16 protein-coding genes and 2 pseudogenes are annotated in these 18,681 nt (G+C 73.6%); 10 read left to right on the top strand and 8 right to left on the bottom strand.

What is annotated here, in order from left to right; genetic code table 11:
- Window positions 1-380: 380 nt before the first annotated feature.
- Genes FHU37_RS16710 through FHU37_RS16700 form a run of 3 tightly spaced genes read right to left on the bottom strand, consistent with a single transcriptional unit; the run spans window position 381 to window position 3,561 of the window.
- Window positions 381-1,250: a carbohydrate ABC transporter permease gene (locus FHU37_RS16710; protein ID WP_179814967.1), complete on the bottom strand. Its 870-nt coding sequence runs from the start codon at window positions 1,248-1,250 to the stop codon at window positions 381-383.
- On the bottom strand, window positions 1,250-2,260 hold the full coding sequence (locus FHU37_RS16705) for a carbohydrate ABC transporter permease (RefSeq protein WP_312892640.1): 1,011 nt from the start codon (window positions 2,258-2,260) through the stop codon (window positions 1,250-1,252). The genes FHU37_RS16710 and FHU37_RS16705 overlap by 1 nt, the downstream gene beginning before the upstream one ends.
- Window positions 2,257-3,561 carry an ABC transporter substrate-binding protein gene (locus FHU37_RS16700; protein WP_179814966.1) on the bottom strand — a complete coding sequence of 435 codons (1,305 nt, stop codon included), beginning with the start codon at window positions 3,559-3,561 and terminating at the stop codon, window positions 2,257-2,259. Before FHU37_RS16700 ends, FHU37_RS16705 begins: the two co-directional genes overlap by 4 nt.
- Window positions 3,562-4,004: 443 nt before the next feature.
- Here FHU37_RS16700 and FHU37_RS16695 point away from each other — a divergent pair, with 443 nt between their 5' ends.
- From FHU37_RS16695 to FHU37_RS16685, 3 genes are all read left to right on the top strand, one after another.
- Window positions 4,005-6,488, top strand: coding sequence for a beta-xylosidase/alpha-l-arabinosidase (locus tag FHU37_RS16695; protein ID WP_179814965.1), 2,484 nt, complete (start codon window positions 4,005-4,007; stop codon window positions 6,486-6,488).
- A 210-nt stretch (window positions 6,489-6,698) separates the two neighbouring features.
- Window positions 6,699-6,965 carry a type II toxin-antitoxin system Phd/YefM family antitoxin gene (locus tag FHU37_RS16690; protein WP_179814964.1) on the top strand — a complete coding sequence of 89 codons (267 nt, stop codon included), beginning with the start codon at window positions 6,699-6,701 and terminating at the stop codon, window positions 6,963-6,965.
- On the top strand, window positions 6,958-7,221 hold the full coding sequence (locus FHU37_RS16685) for a type II toxin-antitoxin system RelE family toxin (RefSeq protein WP_179814963.1): 264 nt from the start codon (window positions 6,958-6,960) through the stop codon (window positions 7,219-7,221). Before FHU37_RS16690 ends, FHU37_RS16685 begins: the two co-directional genes overlap by 8 nt.
- Window positions 7,222-7,320: 99 nt before the next feature.
- On the opposite strand, the gene FHU37_RS16680 is transcribed toward FHU37_RS16685, so the two are convergent.
- Window positions 7,321-8,628 carry a CehA/McbA family metallohydrolase gene (locus tag FHU37_RS16680; protein ID WP_179814962.1) on the bottom strand — a complete coding sequence of 436 codons (1,308 nt, stop codon included), beginning with the start codon at window positions 8,626-8,628 and terminating at the stop codon, window positions 7,321-7,323.
- Window positions 8,629-8,888: 260 nt separating this feature from the next.
- Window positions 8,889-9,620 carry a hypothetical protein gene (locus tag FHU37_RS16675; RefSeq protein ID WP_179814961.1) on the bottom strand — a complete coding sequence of 244 codons (732 nt, stop codon included), beginning with the start codon at window positions 9,618-9,620 and terminating at the stop codon, window positions 8,889-8,891.
- 294 nt (window positions 9,621-9,914) lie between these two features.
- Here FHU37_RS16675 and FHU37_RS16670 point away from each other — a divergent pair, with 294 nt between their 5' ends.
- From FHU37_RS16670 to FHU37_RS16655, 4 genes and pseudogenes are all read left to right on the top strand, one after another.
- Window positions 9,915-11,117: a helix-turn-helix domain-containing protein gene (locus tag FHU37_RS16670; RefSeq protein WP_312892639.1), complete on the top strand. Its 1,203-nt coding sequence runs from the start codon at window positions 9,915-9,917 to the stop codon at window positions 11,115-11,117.
- A 731-nt stretch (window positions 11,118-11,848) separates the two neighbouring features.
- Window positions 11,849-12,052, top strand: a pseudogene (locus tag FHU37_RS28305) (cold-shock protein); the annotation flags it as partial.
- 229 nt (window positions 12,053-12,281) lie between these two features.
- Window positions 12,282-12,995: a class I SAM-dependent methyltransferase gene (locus FHU37_RS16660; RefSeq protein ID WP_179814960.1), complete on the top strand. Its 714-nt coding sequence runs from the start codon at window positions 12,282-12,284 to the stop codon at window positions 12,993-12,995.
- A gap of 123 nt (window positions 12,996-13,118) precedes the next feature.
- Complete coding sequence (locus tag FHU37_RS16655; protein ID WP_179814959.1) at window positions 13,119-13,697, top strand: O-methyltransferase; 579 nt, start codon at window positions 13,119-13,121, stop codon at window positions 13,695-13,697.
- 59 nt (window positions 13,698-13,756) lie between these two features.
- Here FHU37_RS16655 and FHU37_RS16650 read toward each other — a convergent pair whose 3' ends face one another.
- Window positions 13,757-14,593, bottom strand: coding sequence for a tyrosine-protein phosphatase (locus tag FHU37_RS16650; protein ID WP_179814958.1), 837 nt, complete (start codon window positions 14,591-14,593; stop codon window positions 13,757-13,759).
- 49 nt (window positions 14,594-14,642) lie between these two features.
- Window positions 14,643-15,023, bottom strand: coding sequence for a MarR family winged helix-turn-helix transcriptional regulator (locus FHU37_RS16645; protein WP_179814957.1), 381 nt, complete (start codon window positions 15,021-15,023; stop codon window positions 14,643-14,645).
- Between the two features lie 199 nt (window positions 15,024-15,222).
- Here FHU37_RS16645 and FHU37_RS16640 point away from each other — a divergent pair, with 199 nt between their 5' ends.
- Both FHU37_RS16640 and FHU37_RS28300 read left to right on the top strand, forming a co-directional pair.
- Window positions 15,223-16,284: an NADP-dependent oxidoreductase gene (locus FHU37_RS16640; protein ID WP_179814956.1), complete on the top strand. Its 1,062-nt coding sequence runs from the start codon at window positions 15,223-15,225 to the stop codon at window positions 16,282-16,284.
- A gap of 57 nt (window positions 16,285-16,341) precedes the next feature.
- A complete protein-coding gene (locus FHU37_RS28300) occupies window positions 16,342-17,028 on the top strand; it encodes an NAD(P)H oxidoreductase (RefSeq protein ID WP_312892638.1) in 687 nt (228 codons plus the stop codon).
- 17 nt (window positions 17,029-17,045) lie between these two features.
- Here the strand turns inward: FHU37_RS28300 and FHU37_RS16635 are convergent.
- Window positions 17,046-17,978, bottom strand: a pseudogene (locus FHU37_RS16635) (AraC family transcriptional regulator); the annotation flags it as partial.
- Window positions 17,979-18,060: 82 nt separating this feature from the next.
- Here FHU37_RS16635 and FHU37_RS16630 point away from each other — a divergent pair.
- Window positions 18,061-18,576, top strand: a complete 516-nt coding sequence (locus tag FHU37_RS16630; RefSeq protein ID WP_179814954.1) for an anthrone oxygenase family protein — start codon at window positions 18,061-18,063, stop codon at window positions 18,574-18,576.
- Window positions 18,577-18,681 lie beyond the last annotated feature (105 nt).

The following is an 18,681-nucleotide window of genomic DNA, read 5'->3' as shown; positions in this document are numbered from 1 at the left end:
CATGGCGGGAGGGGGCGAGGGCGTCACGGTCCACCCGGCCGGATGCGGCCAGGTGGACGGTCGCCGGCGAGTGGGAGGGGGTTGTTCCGCTCGCCGGACGGGCGGACGCGCGGCGCCGGGCGGCGGACGTCCCCCGCTCGGGGGCGGGGGCGGCAGTGGCAGTGGTGTTCTCGCCGTGCGCGGTGGTGGCGGGGTGGGTCACCGCGATCGTGCCTTCCGTGCGGAGCGGCGGCCGGGCCGGTGTCGGGGGCCGGCCCGGCCGCCGCTCGTCGTGCGGCGCGCCGCCGCGGGGCGCCGCGCCGCTCGTCATGGGTGCGCTGATCGGTTCCGCGTCCGGTCGGGTCCTTACGATCCGACCGGACGCCTTCGCCGGGTGGGGGTCACTTCCCGCCCACGCCCGCGAGACCGGCGATGAGCCAGCGGCGGGCGAAGATGTAGGCGAGGAAGATCGGCGCGGCGGTGAAGAGCACCGCCATCATCAGGCCGGGCACGTTGAGGCCGCGCTCGGTCTGGAAGTTGAACAGGTTCAGCGTCAGCACCCGGTTCTCCTCGCTCTGGGTGAGGATCAGCGGGAACAGGAAGCCGTTCCAGGCGGTCAGCGCGGTGTAGATGCCGACGGCCACCAGGCTGCTGCGGGACATCGGGATGACCAGGCTGAGCATGGTGCGCAGCGGGCCGGCGCCGTCCAGGGTCATCGCCTCGTACTGCTCGCGCGGCACGTCGCGCAGCGAGCCGGCCAGCACCAGCACGGCCAGCGGCAGGCCGAAGGCCACGGTGGGCAGGATCACCGCGAGCAGGCTGTCGTAGAGCCCCATCCGGCTGATCATCAGGTAGACCGGGATGATCACGGCCTGGGCCGGGATGGCCAGGCCCAGCAGGAAGATGCCGAAGATGCTGGAGACGATCCGGCTGGGCGAGCGGACCACGGCGTAGGCGGCCGGGACGGCCACCAGCAGGGTGAGGACCACACTGACCACGGTGACGATCGCGGTGTTCCAGAAGCCCCGGGCGAACCCGCTGTTCAGCACGTCGGTGACGTTGCTGAAGGTGATCGTGGACGGCAGGGACAGCGGCCCGTTGTCCAGGTAGGCGTCCTGGCCCTGCACGGACCACGCGACGACGCAGTACAGCGGGACGGCGACGATCACCAGCCAGATGGCGGCGAACACCCCGGCGGTGTAGTTGGGGCGGCTGACGCCGCGGGGCTTGCCCCCGGCGGGGGTGGGCTTGGGCGCGGTGGCGACGGACATCAGATCCCCTCCAGGGTGGAGCGCATCTTGGTGTAGCCGCTGAAGCGGACGATCAGCAGCGAGAGCACGGTCCCGAGGAGGACCAGGACGGTGGCGAGCGCGGCGCCGTAGCCCATGTCGTAGCTCAGGAACGCCTGCTGGTACATCCGGTACGGCAGGGCCTGGGTGGCGACGCCGGGGCCGCCGTTGGTGAGGATGAGGATCGTCTCGAAGGTGGTCAGCGAGCCGACGATCATCAGGGTGGAGGAGGTGATCAGGGTGTTGCGCAGCTGCGGCAGGGTGATGTGCCGGAACTGCTGCACCCGGGTGGCTCCGTCGAGGGTGGCGGCCTCGTAGAGCGAGGCCGGGATGCCGCGGGTGGCGGCCTGGTAGAGCAGGGTGTGGAAGGGCACGAACTGCCAGGTGGAGACCAGCACGATGCACAGCAGCGCGCCGGTGCTGGTGCCGATCAGGTTGCCGTCCTCCACGCCGAACCACGGGCCGAAGACGTTGGCCAGGCCGAAGTTGGGGTCGAGCAGCGACTTCCAGACCAGGGCGATGGCGGCGCCGGAGAACAGCAGCGGCAGGAAGAAGATGGCCGAGAGGATCGCCCGGTTGCGCTGGGTGCCGGCCGCCCACACGCCGATCAGCAGGGAGAGCGGCGTCTGCACGACCCAGCCGAGGACGGTCAGCAGCAGCACGATGCGCAGCGAGTGCCAGGTGCCGGGGTCGGTGAAGAGCTTGGACCAGTTCTCCAGGCCGGACCACTGGGGGGTGCCGAGGCCGTTCCACGAGGTGAACGACAGCCACACCACCATGACCAGCGGGACGAGCGCGAAGACGGCGAACAGGATGATGGCCGGCAGGGCGTAGAGGGCGCCCGGGCGGGCGGCGCGGTCGACGCCGACGTCACGGCCGCCGCCGCGGCGGGTGGCCGCGGCCGAGCCCGAGCCGGCGGAGCTCCGGGTACCGCGGCCGGGGGACGCCCCGGCCCGCGTCGACGCGTTCGCCGACGTGTCGAGCGTGCTCACTGGGCCACCTCCATGGTCTCGACGAACTGCTCGGGGCTGAGCTCGCCCAGGAAGACCCGCTGGAGGCTGCTCAGCATGATCTCCTTCACCGCGGGCGGCAGTGCCTGGTCCCAGGAGAGGGTGAAGTCGGGCGCCTCCTGCACGAGGCTGTAGACGTACTTGGCGAACTCGGGGCTCGGGTGGTTGTCCAGCCGCTGCTCCAGACCGGCCACGGCGGGCACGTCGCCGCCGGCGATCAGCGCGTCCACGTAGGCGTCGGAGGCCATCTGGGTGCGCAGGAACTCGACTCCGGCCGCGGCGTCACCGCTGCTGGCGTTCACCGAGAAGTAGTTGGTGGGGTTGCCGACGACGGACCGGGGGTCGCCGGTGCCGCCCGCGATGGTGGGGAACGGCGCCCAGGCGAGGCCGTCGCGGGCGAACTCGGGCTGCTGGTCGAGCTGGTTGGTGTACTCCCAGGAGCCCATCAGGTGCATGGCGGCGCGGCCCTGGGCGAACAGGGTGGAGGCGCCGCCGGCCTCGTAGGTGACCGCGGTGAAGTTGCTGCCGAAGGCGCCGAGGTCGACGAGCTCGCGGATCCGCTCCAGGGCGCCGACCATCGCCGGGTCCTCCCAGGCGCCGCGCTCGGCGTTGAAGGCCCGCTGGGCGGGCTGGGCGCCGCCGAGGCGGTCGGCCAGGTACTCGATCCACATCAGCTCGCACCAGCTCTGGGTGCCGGCGAGGGCGATGGGGATGGTGTCGCGGCTCTTGAACACCTCGATGAGGTCCAGCATGTCGTCGTAGGTGGCCGGCGGCTCCACGCCGGCGGCGTCGAAGACCTGCCGGTTGTAGAAGAGGATGACCGGCTGCATGCCGCGCAGCGGGATCCCGCAGTAGCGGCCGTCGATCCGGCCGGCGTCGAGCACGGAGGGCAGGAAGGCGTCCCGCCAGGCCTGGTCCCGCTCCAGCTCGTCGGTGAGGTCGACGGCCATCCCCGCCTCGAAGTAGGGGCGCAGGCTGGCACCGCCCCAGTTGAAGAAGACGTCGGGGCCGTCGCCGCTGCCCATGGCGACGCGCAGCTTCTGGGTGAAGCCGGTGTTGGGGAACACGTTCAGCGACGCGCTCTCGCCACTGCTGGCGACGAAGGCGTCGATGGCCCCCTGCTGGATCTCGTTCTGCACAGCATCCTGGAGGGTCCAGACCCCCAGGCCGTTCCTGCGCCCCGTGCCGGAGGCGGCTCCGCAGCCCGACAGGGTGAGGGCGGCGGCTCCGGCGGCCATCGCCGCCAGGAACCCCCGCCTACCGAGCTGGTGTGTCGTCGTCATGGTCTCGCTCCCTGAGCGCGTTGGGGACTCCCGGCGTCGACCGGGCGGGTGGCGCCGGTCCGTTGGCGTGGGAGGTCCCGTTCCCGCCACGCCGCGGGGCTCAGAAACATTGGCTCAGAAACAATCAGGAAGTCACCGATAGTTTCGGTGGTGGGGACGTTACGACTGGGCTCACACTCGCGTCAATGGTTCCGATGGTGTCATTTTCGTAGCGCCCATACCAGATGCTTTTCGCCACAAACGGGCGTACCGGACGAGCCGGGCCACGCCGCCGACATCGCCCCACTGGCCTGCGACGACGGCCGAGTCCGCAGGTGGCGACCGGGGGTGTCTAGAAACTTTCCATGACGTTCCGATACTGTCGGACAGCCAGTCCCTCCGAAGACCCGGCTGTCCCGCACCCGCCCCCACCCGGCGCCGGATGCCCCAGCGAGAAGGTAGCCATGGAGCAGATCCCCACCACCGCCACCACGGCCGGTGCCGTCGGCACCGACGGCACCGGCGCCCCGGCCGGCACGCCCGTCCCCGCCGCGCCGGCCGCCTCACCGGCCGCCGGGCACCCCGACGCCCCGTGGCGGGACCCCGCCCGGCCGGTCCGCGAGCGGGTGGCCGACCTCATGTCCCGGATGACCCTGGAGGAGAAGGTCCACCAGCTCGGCAGCATCTGGGTCGCCGCCACCGTCGACGGCCAGGGCGTCGCCCCGCACCAGGACGACCTCGCCGACGACTCCCCGCCGTGGGAGCAGGCCATCGCCGACGGCCTCGGCCAGCTCACCCGGGTCTTCGGCACCCGGCCGGTCGAGCCGTCCGCCGGCGTGCGCTCGCTCATCGCCAGCCAGCGGGAGATCGCCGCCGCCAACCGCTTCGGCATCCCGGCCGTCGCCCACGAGGAGTGCCTCGCCGGCTTCACCGCCTGGGGCGCCACCATCTACCCCGTGCCGCTGGCCTGGGGCGCCGCCTTCGACCCGGAGCTGGTCGGCGAGATGGCCGCCGCCATCGGCCGCGACATGCGCGGCGTCGGCGTCCACCAGGGCCTGTCCCCGGTGCTGGACGTCGTCCGCGACCTGCGCTGGGGCCGGGTGGAGGAGACCATCGGCGAGGACCCGTACCTCGTCGGCACCATCGGGGCCGCCTACGTGCGCGGCCTGGAGTCCGCCGGGATCATCGCCACCCTCAAGCACTTCGCCGGCTACTCCGCCTCCCGCACCGGACGCAACCACGCCCCGGTCAGCATGGGCCCGCGCGAGTACGCCGACGTCGTCCTGCCGCCCTTCGAGATCGCGCTGCGCGAGGGCGGCGCCCGCTCCGTCATGCAGGCCTACACCGACACCGACGGCCTGCCCTCCGCCGCGAACGGAGAGCTGCTGACCACCCTGCTGCGCGACCGCTGGGGCTTCGACGGCACCGTCGTCGCCGACTACTTCGGCGTCTCCTTCCTGGAGACGCTGCACCGGGTCGCGGCCGACCCCGGCGACGCCGGCGCCCAGGCGCTGGCCGCCGGCGTGGACATCGAGCTGCCCAACGTGCGCTGCTACGGCGAGCCGCTGGTCGAGCGGGTCCGCTCCGGCGAGGTGCCCGAGGCCCTGGTGGACCGGGCGCTGGAGCGGGTGCTGCGGCAGAAGTGCGAGCTGGGCCTGCTGGACGCCGACTGGCGCCCCGAGCCGGTCGCACTGCGCGGCGCCGACGGCGCGCTGGACGAGGCCGCCGCCGACGCCCTCGACCTCGACCCGGCCGGCAACCGCGAGCTGGCCCGCCGCCTGGCGCGCGAGTCCGTGGTGCTGCTGGCCAACGACTCCGGCCTGCTGCCGCTGACCACCCCGCCCGGACGGCTCGCCGTCGTCGGCCCGCTCGCCGACAGCGCCCTCGGCATGCAGGGCTGCTACTCCTTCCCCGCCCACGTCGGCACCCTCCACCCCGACTGGCCGATGGGCGTGTCCGTGCCCACCGTGCTCGACGCGCTGCGCGACGGCCTGGGCGCCACCCAGACCACCCACGTCGCCGGCTGCGACGTGCGCGGCGAGGACCGCTCCGGCATCCCGGCCGCGGTGGAGGCGGCGGCCGTCGCCGACCTGTGCGTGGTGGCCGTCGGCGACCTGGCCGGCCTGTTCGGGCGCGGCACCTCCGGCGAGGGCTGCGACGCCCCGGACCTCACCCTCCCCGGCGTGCAGCGCGAACTGGTCGAGGCCGTGCTGGACACCGGCACCCCGGTGGTGCTGCTCGTGGTCAGCGGCCGGCCGTACGCGCTCGGCGGACTGGCCGAGCGGGCCGCGGCCGTCGTGCAGACCTTCTTCCCCGGGGAGGAGGGCGCCACCGCGATCGCCGACGTGCTCAGCGGGCGGGTCAACCCGTCCGGTCGGCTGCCGGTCAGCGTGCCGCGCACCCCCGGCGGCCAGCCGTGGACCTACCTCAACCCGCCGCTCGGCCAGGCCAACGAGGTCAGCGCGCTGGACCCGACGCCGCTGTTCCCCTTCGGCCACGGCCTGTCCTACACCCGCTTCGGCTACCGGGACCTCACCCTGGACGCCGCCGAGGTGCCGGTGGACGGCGAGGTGGAGATCGCCTGCACGGTGGTCAACGAGGGCGACCGGGCCGGCACCGAGGTGGTGCAGCTGTACCTCGGCGACCCGGTGGCCCAGGTCGTCCGGCCGGTCACCCTGCTGGCCGGCTACGCCCGGGTGGACCTGGAGCCGGGCGCGGCCGCGCGGGTGCGGTTCCGGCTGCACGCCGACCGCACGTCGTTCACCGGGCGGGAGGGGCGCCGGATCGTCGAGCCGGGCCGGATCGAGGTGCGGATCGGCCGCTCCAGCGCGGACACCGCGCTGGCGGACGCCTTCACCCTGACCGGCAAGGTGCGCGAGGTCGGCCACGACCGGGTGCTCACCACGCCGGTGGAGGTCACCGCCGTCGAGATCACCCCGGCCGGCTGACCGGACGGGCCCCCGACGGGCCGCCCCGGCTGACCGGCCAGCCCGGCTGACCGATCACCACGGCCGACCGGACGGGCCCCGACGGGCCGCCCCGCCGCGGCCGACCGCCGGGCGTCGCCCCGGACCCCAACGCCGTCCTCTCCCCGCCCCGAGCCGGGAGAGGGCGGCGTTGGCCTGTGTACACACGGTTCACGCGGTACGCTGAGCCACATGTCCGAGATGCCTGTCGAGACCATCCGCGAGATTCGCGCCCACCTGGCCGACGTCGTCGACCGGGCCGAGCGCGCTGACCAGCCCACCGTCATCACGCGCCGGGGCAAGGAGGTCGCCGCAGTCGTACCGATAGAGCTACTGCGCCAGTACCAGCGTTGGGAGGAGCGAGAGATCATCCGCATCGTCGAGGAGCGCATGGCTGACCGCTCCCCCGGCATTCCGCTGGAGGACGTGCTCAGGGAAACGCTGGAGCGCGGTGAGTAAGTACCGCACCGTCTTCCGGCCAGCCGCTCAGGAGGAGCTGCGCAAGCTGCCGCGCGACGCGGCCCTGCGCATCCTCCTGAAGCTCACCGACCTGGAGACCGATCCGTTCGGCTTCAACACGACGGCGCTCGTAGGGCAGCCCGAGCTCCGCCGGCTACGTGTGGGGGACTTCCGGATCATCTACACGGTCGACAACGGCGAGCTCGTCGTGTGGATCGTCCGGGTCGGCCACCGCTCCACCGTCTACGGCGACTGACTTGGCCCGCCGCCCGGACGTGGCTCCACGCCCGGGCGGCGGCCTTCGGCACCCCTTCGGGCCCGCCCGCGCGAGCACCGACCCTCGCGGGCCGGTCGCTCAGGGCTGGAGCCACCACGGGCTGGCGTACGCCACGCCCCAGTCGTTGCACGGGTGCCCGGCCGGCCCGGGCGTGCCGTTGGCCTGGGTGGGGTCGGAGACCCGCAGCACCACCCAGTTCCCGTCCGCCACGTCCAGCGGCACGGTGAACGTGGTCAGCTGGCCGGCCACCGTCTCGATCACGTCCACCACGGTCGGCACCGAGTTGCCCGGGCGCAGCACCTGCACGTGCAGCGGCCGGCCCAACCACTCCGGGCCGCGGTCGATGTCGACGGCGAACCGCACGTCGCCGCGGGCGAGCGGCAGCACGCCGCCCATCCGCACGTCGTTCGCGGTCGCGTCCAGGCGCAGCCCGGAGACCCGGGTGGCGAAGAACCGCCGGGCCCGCATCGCCTCGAATACGCCCTGCCGGGTGTTCTCGGTGACCCACAGGCCGCTGCGGCCCTTCCCCTCCGGGAAGCCCCAGTCGGTGCCGTGCTCGTCGGTCACCCCGCTCAGCCCGGTGCGCCACCCGGCGTTGAGGCAGCTGACCAGCGGCGAGGAGACGCCGTTGGACCAGCCCTCGAAGAGGTAGTCGTCACCCCGGTTGAACATCTCCAGGCCGACCATCTGGTCCCGTACGGCGGCGGAGTAGCGGAAGCCGTCGAAGCGGAGCACCTCCCGCCCGGGATGGTTGAAGCTGGCCACGGCCTGCCGGCTGCCCAACCAGTCGTACAGGCCGCTCATCGAGGCGGCCCCCCACAGGTCCACCCAGTCGTCGGTGAACCACACGTTGGCGTGGCCGAGGAGGGGGTGCGACCACTCGAAGCCGCGGATGGCCGTGTACCGACCCGGGTCGTTCGCCGCGTCGGCGAGCTGGCCGGTGCGCGACCACTCCGAGCCGCTCAGCCCCTCGATGGAGAACAGCGTGCTGTGGTCGGTGAGGGCCGCGACGTCGAGCCCGGCGTCCCGCATGGAGGCGAAGGCGGCCTCGGGGCTTCCGTCGCCGTCCGACATCAGGGTGTGGTTGTGCATGTCGGCGTGCACCAGCGTGGTGCCCTGGGAGAGCAGCGACGTCCGGGCCGCTCCGGCGCGCGGCGTGGCGGAGGTGGTGTGCGCGGCCGAGGCGGTGCGGGTGGCGGCGGCCCGTGCGGAGTCGGCCGCGCCCGCCGCGATGAGCAGCCCGCCGAGGCCGCCGAGTCCGGCGAGCACGGCCCGCCGGCTGGTGCCCGGTGCGGCGGAGGCGGGGCCGGCGTGGGACGGGCCGGAGTGGTGGTCGTGGCGGTTGTGGTGGTGCCCGTGTACGTGATCAGCGTGGTGAGGCTCCATGACGACATTTCAGCGACGCGGCCCGAACACCGGGTTACGCCCTCACCACGGCCCGCGGAACAGCACGGGACGCGTGGCGGGCCGCGCGGGCGGGCGCGCGGCGGGCCGCGCGGGCGGGCCCGGGGCGGCACACGGGCGGGCGCCGAACGCCACGGTCCACGGTCCGGCGGCCCGGGAGGGCGCGGCCTGGCCGGCCGCGCCCTCCCGGCGCGTCATCCCGCGCGGCGCGTCACCGCGGGGGCGCGTCACCGCGGGAGCCGTCAGCTCCCCGGGTAGAAGGTGCGGTAGTCGGGACGGTAGACGCCGATCTCGTGGTCGCCGTCGCCGTTCCAGTCACCCACCAGCGGCACGTCGCCCGAGTTGCCGAACGTCACCGGCGCCCGGCCGTCGCGGTAGAACGTGCGCTGATCCGGCCGGTAGACCCCCAACTGGTCCACCCCGTTGCCGTTCCAGTCACCCACCAGCGGCACGTCACCGGAGTTGCCGTACACGACCGACGTCACCCCGCCCGAGTCACCGCGCATGTAGAAGGTACGGGTCCCCGGACGATAGACGCCGATCTCGTGGTCGCCGTCGCCGTTCCAGTCACCCACCAGCGGCACGTCGCCCGAGTTGCCGAACGTCACCGGCGCCTGGCCGTCGCGGTAGAACGTGCGCTGATCCGGCCGGTAGACCCCCAACTGGTCCACCCCGTTGCCGTTCCAGTCACCCACCAGCGGGACATCGCCGGAGTTGCCGTACACGACCGACGTCACCCCGCCGGTGTCGCCGCGCATGTAGAAGGTACGGGTCCCCGGGCGGTACACGCCGATCTCGTCGTCGCCGTCACCGTTCCAGTCACCCACCAGCGGCACGTCGCCCGAGTTGCCGAACGTGACGGGGGAGGGCAGCGCCGCGTTGGCGGGCACCGCGGTGACCAGGCCGAGGGCGAACGCCCCGGCGGCGGCACCGGCGAGGTGCCACAGGGTGCGCTGTGTGCGCTGTGTGCGCATGAAGGATCTCCTTCGATGTGGTTGCGGAAGCCTTCCGCCGCGGGTGCGGACGGCGAACGCGGACGGGCCGGCGATCGCGGAAGGCAGGGAGCGGCACGTGGCCGATGGCCGATCCGGTGGCCGCGACGTCGTGGTTCGCGTCGCGCACCGGGTGCCGTCCGGCAACTTCCCGGGAACAGGCCACGCTGGGCAACCGGTCTGGCACCATGAGGGACACGGGGACGTGAAAGCCGTGCTGACCTGGTGGAACGCCGAACCGCGGGATGCCCCGCGGGACGATTGGGGGGATCGCGGGTGGGGCCGGAGGAGACCGAGAGCACGATCGGCACGGAGACGCGGCGCCTGGCGGAGCTGCTGACCGGGCTGAAGAACCGCAGTGGGCGCAGCTACGAGTCGCTGGCCCGCCGGGTGGGGACGAGCAGCTCCGCACTCCACCGCTACTGCAACGGCGACGCGGTGCCGGGCGACTTCGGCACGGTGGAACGTTTCGCCCGGGCCTGCGGGGCGGGTCGCGAGGAGTTGCTGGAGGTACACCGGCAGTGGATCCTGGCCGACGCGGAGCGTGAGCGCCGGCGGGCCCGTGGCGCGGAGGCTCAGCAGCGGCCGGCCGAGGCGGCGGAGGCGGCCGAGGCGGCACCGCCGGACTCCGGTGGTGCGGCGAGCTCCGGCGACACCGCCGGTGAGGGCGACGGCGAGGGCTCCTCCGCAGAGGAGGAGGCAGCGGCCTCCGTGTCCGGCGGCGCCGAGGCGACGGCGGGCGAGCCGAGCCGCCGTACGCGGCGCCGACGTTCCGTGATCGGTGCCCTGGTGGTGATCACGGCGCTGATCGCGACGGTGGCCGTGGTCGTCACCCGCCCGGAGCGGGGCGGGGACCCGCCGGCCGAGATCGATCGGCTGCTGCTGTCCTCCGCCTGCCCGGTGGTCATCAGCATGGGCCAGCACGACCGCTGCGTCCTCGAATTACAGAACCTGCTGGCCGAGGCCGGCACTACCCTGAGCCAGGACTCCGACTTCGGCCCGCGCACGCTGATGCGGGTGACCGCCTTCCAGGTCCTCGCCGGCCTGCCGGCGAACGGCGTGGTGGACGAGGCGACCAAGCGGGCCCTGTACGAGGGTGGGGTGGACATGCGCAGCTGGGACGCGGCCCGGATCGAACAGAGGATTCGCGAGGTCTTCCCGGAGGATCCCGACCGGGCCGTCGGGATTGCGCGCTGCCAGTCCTACCTGGACCCGCTGTGGATCCTGCCCAACAGCAACACCACCCGTAACTGGGGGCTGTTCCAGATCTCCGACAGCCGCCTCCTGCAGCTGGGCGGCACCCCGCGCCAGGCACTCGATCCGGAGTGGAACATCACGGCGGCGCGCCGGCTCTGGAGCACCACCCGCTCGTTCGACCACTGGCCCTGCGACCAGGCCTTCCAGACCGGCCCGAGCGCCAGCCCCAGCCAGAGCCCGGGCAGCGGCGCCCCGAGCGCTTCCGAAACCCCCCGGACATGACGGACGCCGGGGGCTTTTGAAGATTCTCTTCACGGTTTCCCGCTACTAAGAACCTTCGCCAGTCCTCGGCGCCACATCCAAAGTACCTCTGCCCCACCCCCCACGCAAGGGGCGAATCAGGATTTTCTGGACATCCCTCTCAGGCGGCCGGACGACGCGGAGGATCACCCCATCGACACGCCATGTGAGCATCCTCCATCCACTCCCGCCCCACCCTCCCCATCTTTCCGCCCCCCGCCCCCCTTCACCCTGCCCTCCCCCACTCCCCCCTCCACCCGCTCTCTTGTCGCTCTCCCCCTCCCCCCTCCACCCGCTCTCTTGTCGCTCTCCCCCTCCCCCCTCCACCCGCTCTCTTGTCGTTCTCCCCCTCCACCCCGTTCCCCTGCCACTCTCCCCTCCACCCCGCTCCCATCTCCCCCTCCCTCCCCACGCTCCCCCTCCCTCTCTCCCGCCGCCCACACCCCTCCCCTTCCTCTTCCCCCCACGCACACACACACATGAAGCAGTTATCCACAGGCTGAAGATGGGGGTCGCGGCAGATGATCACCCCATGGGATCCTGAAACAGGGGGTCCCCCCGAGACATGCGCAGATGACTGACGATTCTTCCTATATGACGAGCTGTCTATATGGACGCGCCATATAGGGCGTTGCCCAAGCCCCCAGCCAGCAACAGCCCCGACCAGTAGTCTGATGAGACGACTACGGACCATGCGGTGGGGGTGGGGCGGGATGGCCGAGGGTGTCGTCGTCTGGTTCAACTCCGAGAAGGGCTACGGCTTCATCAGGCCCGACGGCGGGGGTCCCGACCTCTACGTCCACTACTCCAGCATTCAGGCGAACGGCTACAAGACCCTCGATGAGGGAGAACGGGTTTCCTTCGCCATCCGGCGGGGAGCCAACGGCCCAGAGGCCAACCCCGTGACCCAGCTCGGACGCTACGCCGCCCCTCCCGAGGTCCCCGCCCCCCAGCCCCCCGCCCCCAGCCGGCGAAGCCCGGCAACCCCGCTGGTGGTCGCCCTCCTGTTCCTCGCCGCAGCGGTCGCCCTGGCCACGGCACTACTGGGCCAGTGATGCGCACGCGGTGGCGCCTCGGCGTGCGCGAGGAGACCGTCTCCCGCGCCCCTGTTGCCGGGGTGGTGGGTGGTTGTGGGATGGTCTCGGGGTGCCGTTCGACCACAACGACCACTACCACCGGCTGCTGCTGCGCCGGCTTCCCGCGAAGGCCGCCACGGCGCTGGACGTGGGGTGCGGGACGGGGCGGTTCGCCCGCCGGCTGGCCGGGCTCGGGGTGGACGTCGACGCCATCGATCCGTCGGCGGAGGCCATCCGGGCCGCCCGCGAGCTGTCGGACCGCGAGCTGTCCGCGCGTGGCGTCCGGCCACCGCGCTACCGGCAGGCGGACGTCACCCGGGAGGAGCTGCCCCGCGGTCACTACGACTACGTCTCCTGCCTGGCCAGCATCCACCACATGCCGTTCGAGACGGTCGCCCGGCTCAGGGACGCGCTCGCGCCCGGCGGGGTGCTGGTGATCCTCGGCTGCTACCCGGAGCGGACCCCGGCCGACTTCGCCTGGAGCCTGGCCGCCGTCCCGGCCAACGCGGTGGCACGGATCGCCGTGGCGGCGGCCGAGCGGACACGGCGGGCCCCGGCACCAGCCGCGGAACGGGCCGCCGTGGAACGGGCCCCGGCACCAGCCGCGGAACGGGCCGTCGCGGATCCGACCGCCGTGCGGGCGCCGGTGAAGGCGCCGACCATGCCGCTGCGGCAGATCCGGCAGGAGGCCGTGGCACTGCTGCCCGGCTGCACCATCCGGCGGCTGCTCTTCTGGCGCTACCTGCTGGTCTACCGTGCCCCGGAGCCGGCCGCGGCGCGGTGATCCCGGTCGCGGCCTGATGCGGCCAGCACGGACCGGCCCTGGCCAGCGCCGACGGGTCGGCGCTGGCCGGGCAGGGGCGGTACTCCGTTGCGTCTGAGGGCCTGTCCCGCGCATCATCCCCGGATGGACGACACCCCATGCCGGCTTCCGGCCACCCTGCCCGCGCTCCGCGCCGCCGCGGCGGCGGCGGAGTTCACCATGTCGTGCGACGAACGCACCGGCGGCCTGCTCGCCGTGCTCGCGGCCGGCCACCCCGGTGGGCGGATCCTCGAACTCGGCACCGGCGTGGGTGAGGGCACCGCCTGGCTGCTCAGCGGGATGGACGACGGCGCCCGGCTGGTCAGCGTGGAGCTCGACCCGGCCGTGCAGGGCGTGGCCCGTGAGCAGTTGGGCTCCGACCCCAGGGTCGCCTTCGTCACCCAGGAGGGCGGGGAGTGGCTCGACGGGTACGACGGCGAGCCCTTCGACCTCGTCTTCGCGGACACCTGGCCCGGGAAGTTCACCCACCTGGACCGGGCCCTGGACCTGGTGGCTCCCGGCGGCACCTACCTGATCGACGACCTCACCCCCCAGGCCGACTGGCCGCCGGAGCACGCGGCCTCCGTGCGGAGCCTGCTGGAGCACCTGGAGGAGCGGAAGGACTTCCGTTCCGTGCGACTGGCCTGGTCGAGCGGGCTGCTGATGGCGGTGCGCACCGCCTGACCGGCGAACGAGCCCCGGAGGGCGCGCCCCCGGAGGGCGCGCCGTCAGGGGAGGCGCCGTCAGGGGGTGGGAGTCGGCGCTCCGGGGGTCTGGCCGGGGAGCCGCGTGGACGCCGGGCCGGTCGGCCCGGCGGGATCGGCGGGCCGCGCCGGCTCGGCGGGGTGCTCGGCCGGCTCCAGCAGCCGGCGGCGCAGGGCGGCGACCACGGCGTCGTCCGCGCCCAGCAGGTCGGCGGCGTAGCGGCGCACGGAGCCGTGGCGCTCGGTCAGGTCGGCCAGGAACAGCCGCATCACCTCGGCGGGTGCCCGCCCGTAGTCCGGCCAGGTGAGCTCCCGGCCCGGGTGGTCCGCCCGCCAGTCGGCCACCAGCCGGCCGGTGGCGCGCTCGGTGAGGGTGAAGTCCTCGACGATGTCGGCCTCGTCCACCCCGAGCAGGGAGAGGACCAGTGCGGCGAGCAGGCCGGTGCGGTCCTTGCCGGAGGCGCAGTGGAAAACCACGGGGCCGTCCTCGGCGGCGATCACCGCCAGGGCGCGGCCCAGTTCCCGGACGCCGTCGTGCGCGACCTCCAGGTAGCGGTCGGCGAGGTACCGGCCGGCCGCCACCTCCGGGCCGAGGGCCGCCTGGTCGTAGGGGCGGTGCTCGATGCTGAGGTTGCGGTAGGTGAGCGACGGGTGCTCGGGCACCCGTCCCCTGGCCTCGATCTCCCACGGGTAGCGCAGGTCGATGACGGTCGCGACGTCCAGGGCGAGGAAGCGCCTGAAGTCCTCGCCGCGGAGCTTGCCGAGGGAGTCGGAGCGGAACAGTCGTCCCCACCGCACCGTCTGGCCGTCCGACGAGCGGTAGCCGCCCAGGTCGCGGAAGTTGTGCAGCCGCTCGAAGGTGATGTGTCGTGTCACGAGGCGGCACCCTATGCCCCCGCGGGGCGGCGGACGCGGGGCCGGGCGGCTACTTCTGCTGTTCGAGGTGTTCGGCGAGCACGGTGAGGCGGGTCTGGCAGGCTTCGGCGTGCCGCTGCCGTCCGGCCTCGGTGACCCGGATCTCGACGGTGCGGCGGTCGTCCGCGCACAGTTCCCGCACCACCAGTCCGTCGCGCTCCAGTCGTCCGACGGTGCGGGACAGGGCGCTCTGGCTGAGGTACATCACGCAGCCCAGGTCCTGCATGCGGCAGTACTCGGACCCGGCCTCCACCAGGCAGTCCAGGGTCTCGAACTCGTTCATGTTCAGCCCGTGCGCGTGCTGGAGGGCGCGGTCGAGATGGCTGGCGACCTCGTTGAAGCAGGTCAGGAGGGCCTTCCAACGGGCGACCAGGTCATTGTCCGTGGCCATACCCCAGCCTAACATGCATGGACAACTGATGTCTCAGCATTATTTTACCGAGCATCCACCAGCTCCACCCCCACCCCCATCCCCACTCCACCCGGGACTTCGATGTCCCGACATTCAATGCTTGAGCAATCGATGCAAGGACATGTAATGTCATCGCATCGGTCGGGCCGCGGCGGCCCGCCGCACGAAGGGGGTCACCATGTCCGCGCACACCACCCATGCCGCCCCGGGCGCCACCACCGCCACGGCCGTCCCGCTGGTCGGCCGGGAGATCAGGCTCGCCTCCCGCCCGGTCGGGGAGGCCGGGCCGGAGCAGTTCACGCTCGCCGAGGCCCCGGTCCCCACCCCGGGACCGGGGCAGATCCTGGTCCGCAACACCTGGATGTCGGTGGACCCGTACATGCGCGGCCGGATGGACGAGGGCGAGTCCTACATCCCGCCGTTCGAGGTCGGCGCCCCGCTGGAGGGCAGCGCCGTCGGCGAGGTCGTCGCCTCCCGCTCCGACGCGGTGCCGGTGGGGGCCACGGTGACGCACTTCCTCGGCTGGCGCGAGTACGCCCTGCTGGACGCCGCCGCCGCGACCGTCGTGGACACCACGCTCGCCCCCGCCCCGGCCTACCTCGGCGTGCTCGGCGCGCCCGGTCTAACCGCCTACGCCGCGCTCACCGAGGCCGCCCCGGTGCGCCCGGGCGACACGGTGTTCGTCTCCGGCGCGGCCGGCGCGGTCGGCAGCACCGCCGGGCAGCTGGCCCGGATCCTCGGCGCCTCCCGGGTCATCGGCTCGGCCGGCGGGCCGGAGAAGACCCGCACCCTGCGGGACGACTTCGGCTTCGACGCCGCCATCGACTACCGGGCCGGCGCCCTCGGCGAACAGCTGGCCGCGGCGGCGCCGGACGGCATCGACGTCTACCTGGACAACGTCGGCGGCGACCACCTCCAGGCGGCCCTGGACGCGCTGAACGTCGGCGGCCGGGTCGCCCTGGTCGGCGCGATCAGCGGCTACGACGCCACCGGCCCCGTCCCCGGCCCCACCAACCTCTACCTCGCCTACACCAAGCGGCTCACCCTGCGCGGCGTGCTGGTCACCGACCACTACCACCGGATGCCGGAGTACGTCGAGCGGGCCGCCGGCTGGCTCCGCGACGGCCGCCTGCGCTCCCGGCAGACCGTGCGGGAGGGCATCGAGCAGGCCCCCGCCGCCTTCCTCGGCATGATGCGCGGCGCCAACACCGGCAAGATGCTCGTCCACCTCGGCGACTGACGCCCCGCCGCCACCGCTCCCCCTCCCACTCCCTGAGCAGACGAAGGGTCACCATCCGTGTCCACGAACGACCGCCCGCGCACCGCCCTGCTCGTCCTCGCCCACCCCCGGCGCGACTCCCTCACCGGCCAGGTCGCCGACCGGGCGCGGCGGCGCCTGGAGGCCGACGGCCACACCGTCGACCTGCTCGACCTGTACGCCGAGGGCTTCGACCCGCGCCTGCCCCCGGAGGACGAACCCGACTGGGGCGACCGCGACAAGCGGTACACGCCCGAGGTGCACGCGCACATGCGGCGGATCGACGCCGCCGACACCATCGTGGTGGTCTTCCCGGTCTGGTGGTACGCCCCGCCGGCCATCGTCAAGGGCTGGATCGACCGGGTCTGGAACTACGGCTTCGCCTACGGCCGCAGCACCCCTCGCCTCGCCGGCAAGCGGATGATCTGGATCGGGCTGGCCGGCGGCTCCCGCGAGGAGCTGGCGGACGTCGGCGTGGAGGAGGTGTTCGAACGCATGCTGCTCGCCGGCGTCTCGCACTACAGCGGCATCACCGACTCCGCCGCCCGGGTGGTCTACGACACCATGGCACCCAACGCCGGCGACGCCCCCTCGCCGGAGCGGATCGCGGCCGTCTTCGCCGCCGCCGACGCCGCGCTGGAGGAGTTCCTCGCCGCCGGCCGCGCGGAGCCGGCGACGGAGCCGGAGCCGGCGACGGCGACGGCGACGGCGACGGCGACCGCCTGACCGTCCGCCGGCCGGCCGCCGGCGGCCCGGTACTCCTGCGGGCTGATCCCGCGCACCCGCTTGAACGCCGCGGACAGCGCGAACGAACTGCCGTAGCCCACCCGGCGGGCGACCGCGCCGAGCGTGGCGTCCGGCTCGCACAGCAGGTCCGCGGCCAGGGTGAGCCGCCACTCGGTCAGATACGCCATCGGCGGCTCACCCACCAGGGCGGTGAAGCGGCGGGCCAGCGCCGCCCGGGACACCCCGACCCGGGCGGCCAGCTCGGCCACCGTCCACGGGTGCGCCGGCTCCTCGTGCAGCAGCCGCAGCGCCCGCCCGACCACCGGATCCCCGTGGGCCCGGTACCACGCCGGGGCCGCCGCCTCCGGGCGGGCGAACCAGGCCCGCAGCACCGCGATCAGCAGCAGGTCCAACAGCCGGTCGAGGAACACCTCCTGGCCCGGCTGGGCCCTGCCGATCTCCTCGCCCAGCAGCGCCGGCAGCGGCGACTCCCACGCCTGGCGCTCCAGCAGCAGCACCCCGGGCAGCGCGTCCAGCAGCCGCCGGCCGACCTCGCCGGTCAGCTGGTACGTGCCGCTGAGCATCACCGCCGAGCCGTCCGGCCGCTCGCCCCAGGTGCGCACGCCGAGGTCCATCACCGCGCACAGCTCCTCGCCGTCCACGGTGGTCGAGCGCTGCCCGGGGTGGATGACGACCCGCGGCGGCGTGGCGGGGTCGTCGGCGACGCGGTAGGCGTCCGGGCCGCGCACCACCGCCACGTCCCCCGGGCGCAGCCGCACCGGCGGCCGGCCGCCGTCCGGGACCACCCAGGCGTCGCCCCGCTCCATCAGCAGCAGGGTGAGCGGTGCCCGGTCCTCCACCCGCACGCACCACGGCGGTTCCATGACGGAGCGGAGCAGGAAGGCGCCGCGGGCCCGCGGCCCGTCTAGCAGCCCGGCGAGAGCGTCCATGGCGGCAAGCGTAGACGCGCGCGCATGGAGGCGAGCGGACCGACGATGGCCCGCCGCCGCCCCGGCGGCTTGACTGGGGGCCATGACGGGACAGGAGTTTCTCCGGGGCGCCGCCCTGATGGCGGCGACCCTCACCATGGGGCTGGTCGCCGGCCTCTTCCACGCCTTCGCGATGTCGGTGATGCCGGGGCTCGGCCGGGCGGACGACCGGACGTTCGTGGTGGCGATGGGGCGGATCAACGTGGCGATCCTGAACGGCTGGTTCGCCGTCACCTTCGGCGGGGCGCTGCTGCTGACGGCGCTGGCGGTGCTCGCGCACCTCGGCGGTGGGGCACGGCCGGCGCTGCCGTGGATCGTGGCGGCGCTGCTGCTCTACGCGGTGATGCTGGCCGTGACCTTCGGCGTCAACGTGCCGCTGAACAATGCGCTGGCGGCGGTCGGCGAGCCCGGGAGTCTCGGCGCCGCCGAGCTGGCGGAGGTCCGGGAGCGCTTCGAGGCGCGCTGGGTCCGCTGGAACGTGGTCCGGGCGGTGGCCGCCACGGCCGGCTTCGGCTGCCTGGCCTGGGCGCTGGTCCTGCACGGGCGGGGCCTGGGCTGAGACCGGGCGGGAGCTGGGCTGAGACCGGGCGGGGCCCGGGCCGATCGGGGCCCGGGCCCTGTTCGGTGTCCCGGAGGGCGGGACGCCGAACAGGGCCGGCGGGGC

The organism is Allostreptomyces psammosilenae (genome assembly GCF_013407765.1).
Classification (GTDB): Bacteria; Actinomycetota; Actinomycetes; order Streptomycetales; family Streptomycetaceae; genus Allostreptomyces; species Allostreptomyces psammosilenae.
The sequence above is the reverse complement of the archived record's forward strand: the minus strand, read 5'-3'. Positions and strand labels throughout refer to the sequence as shown.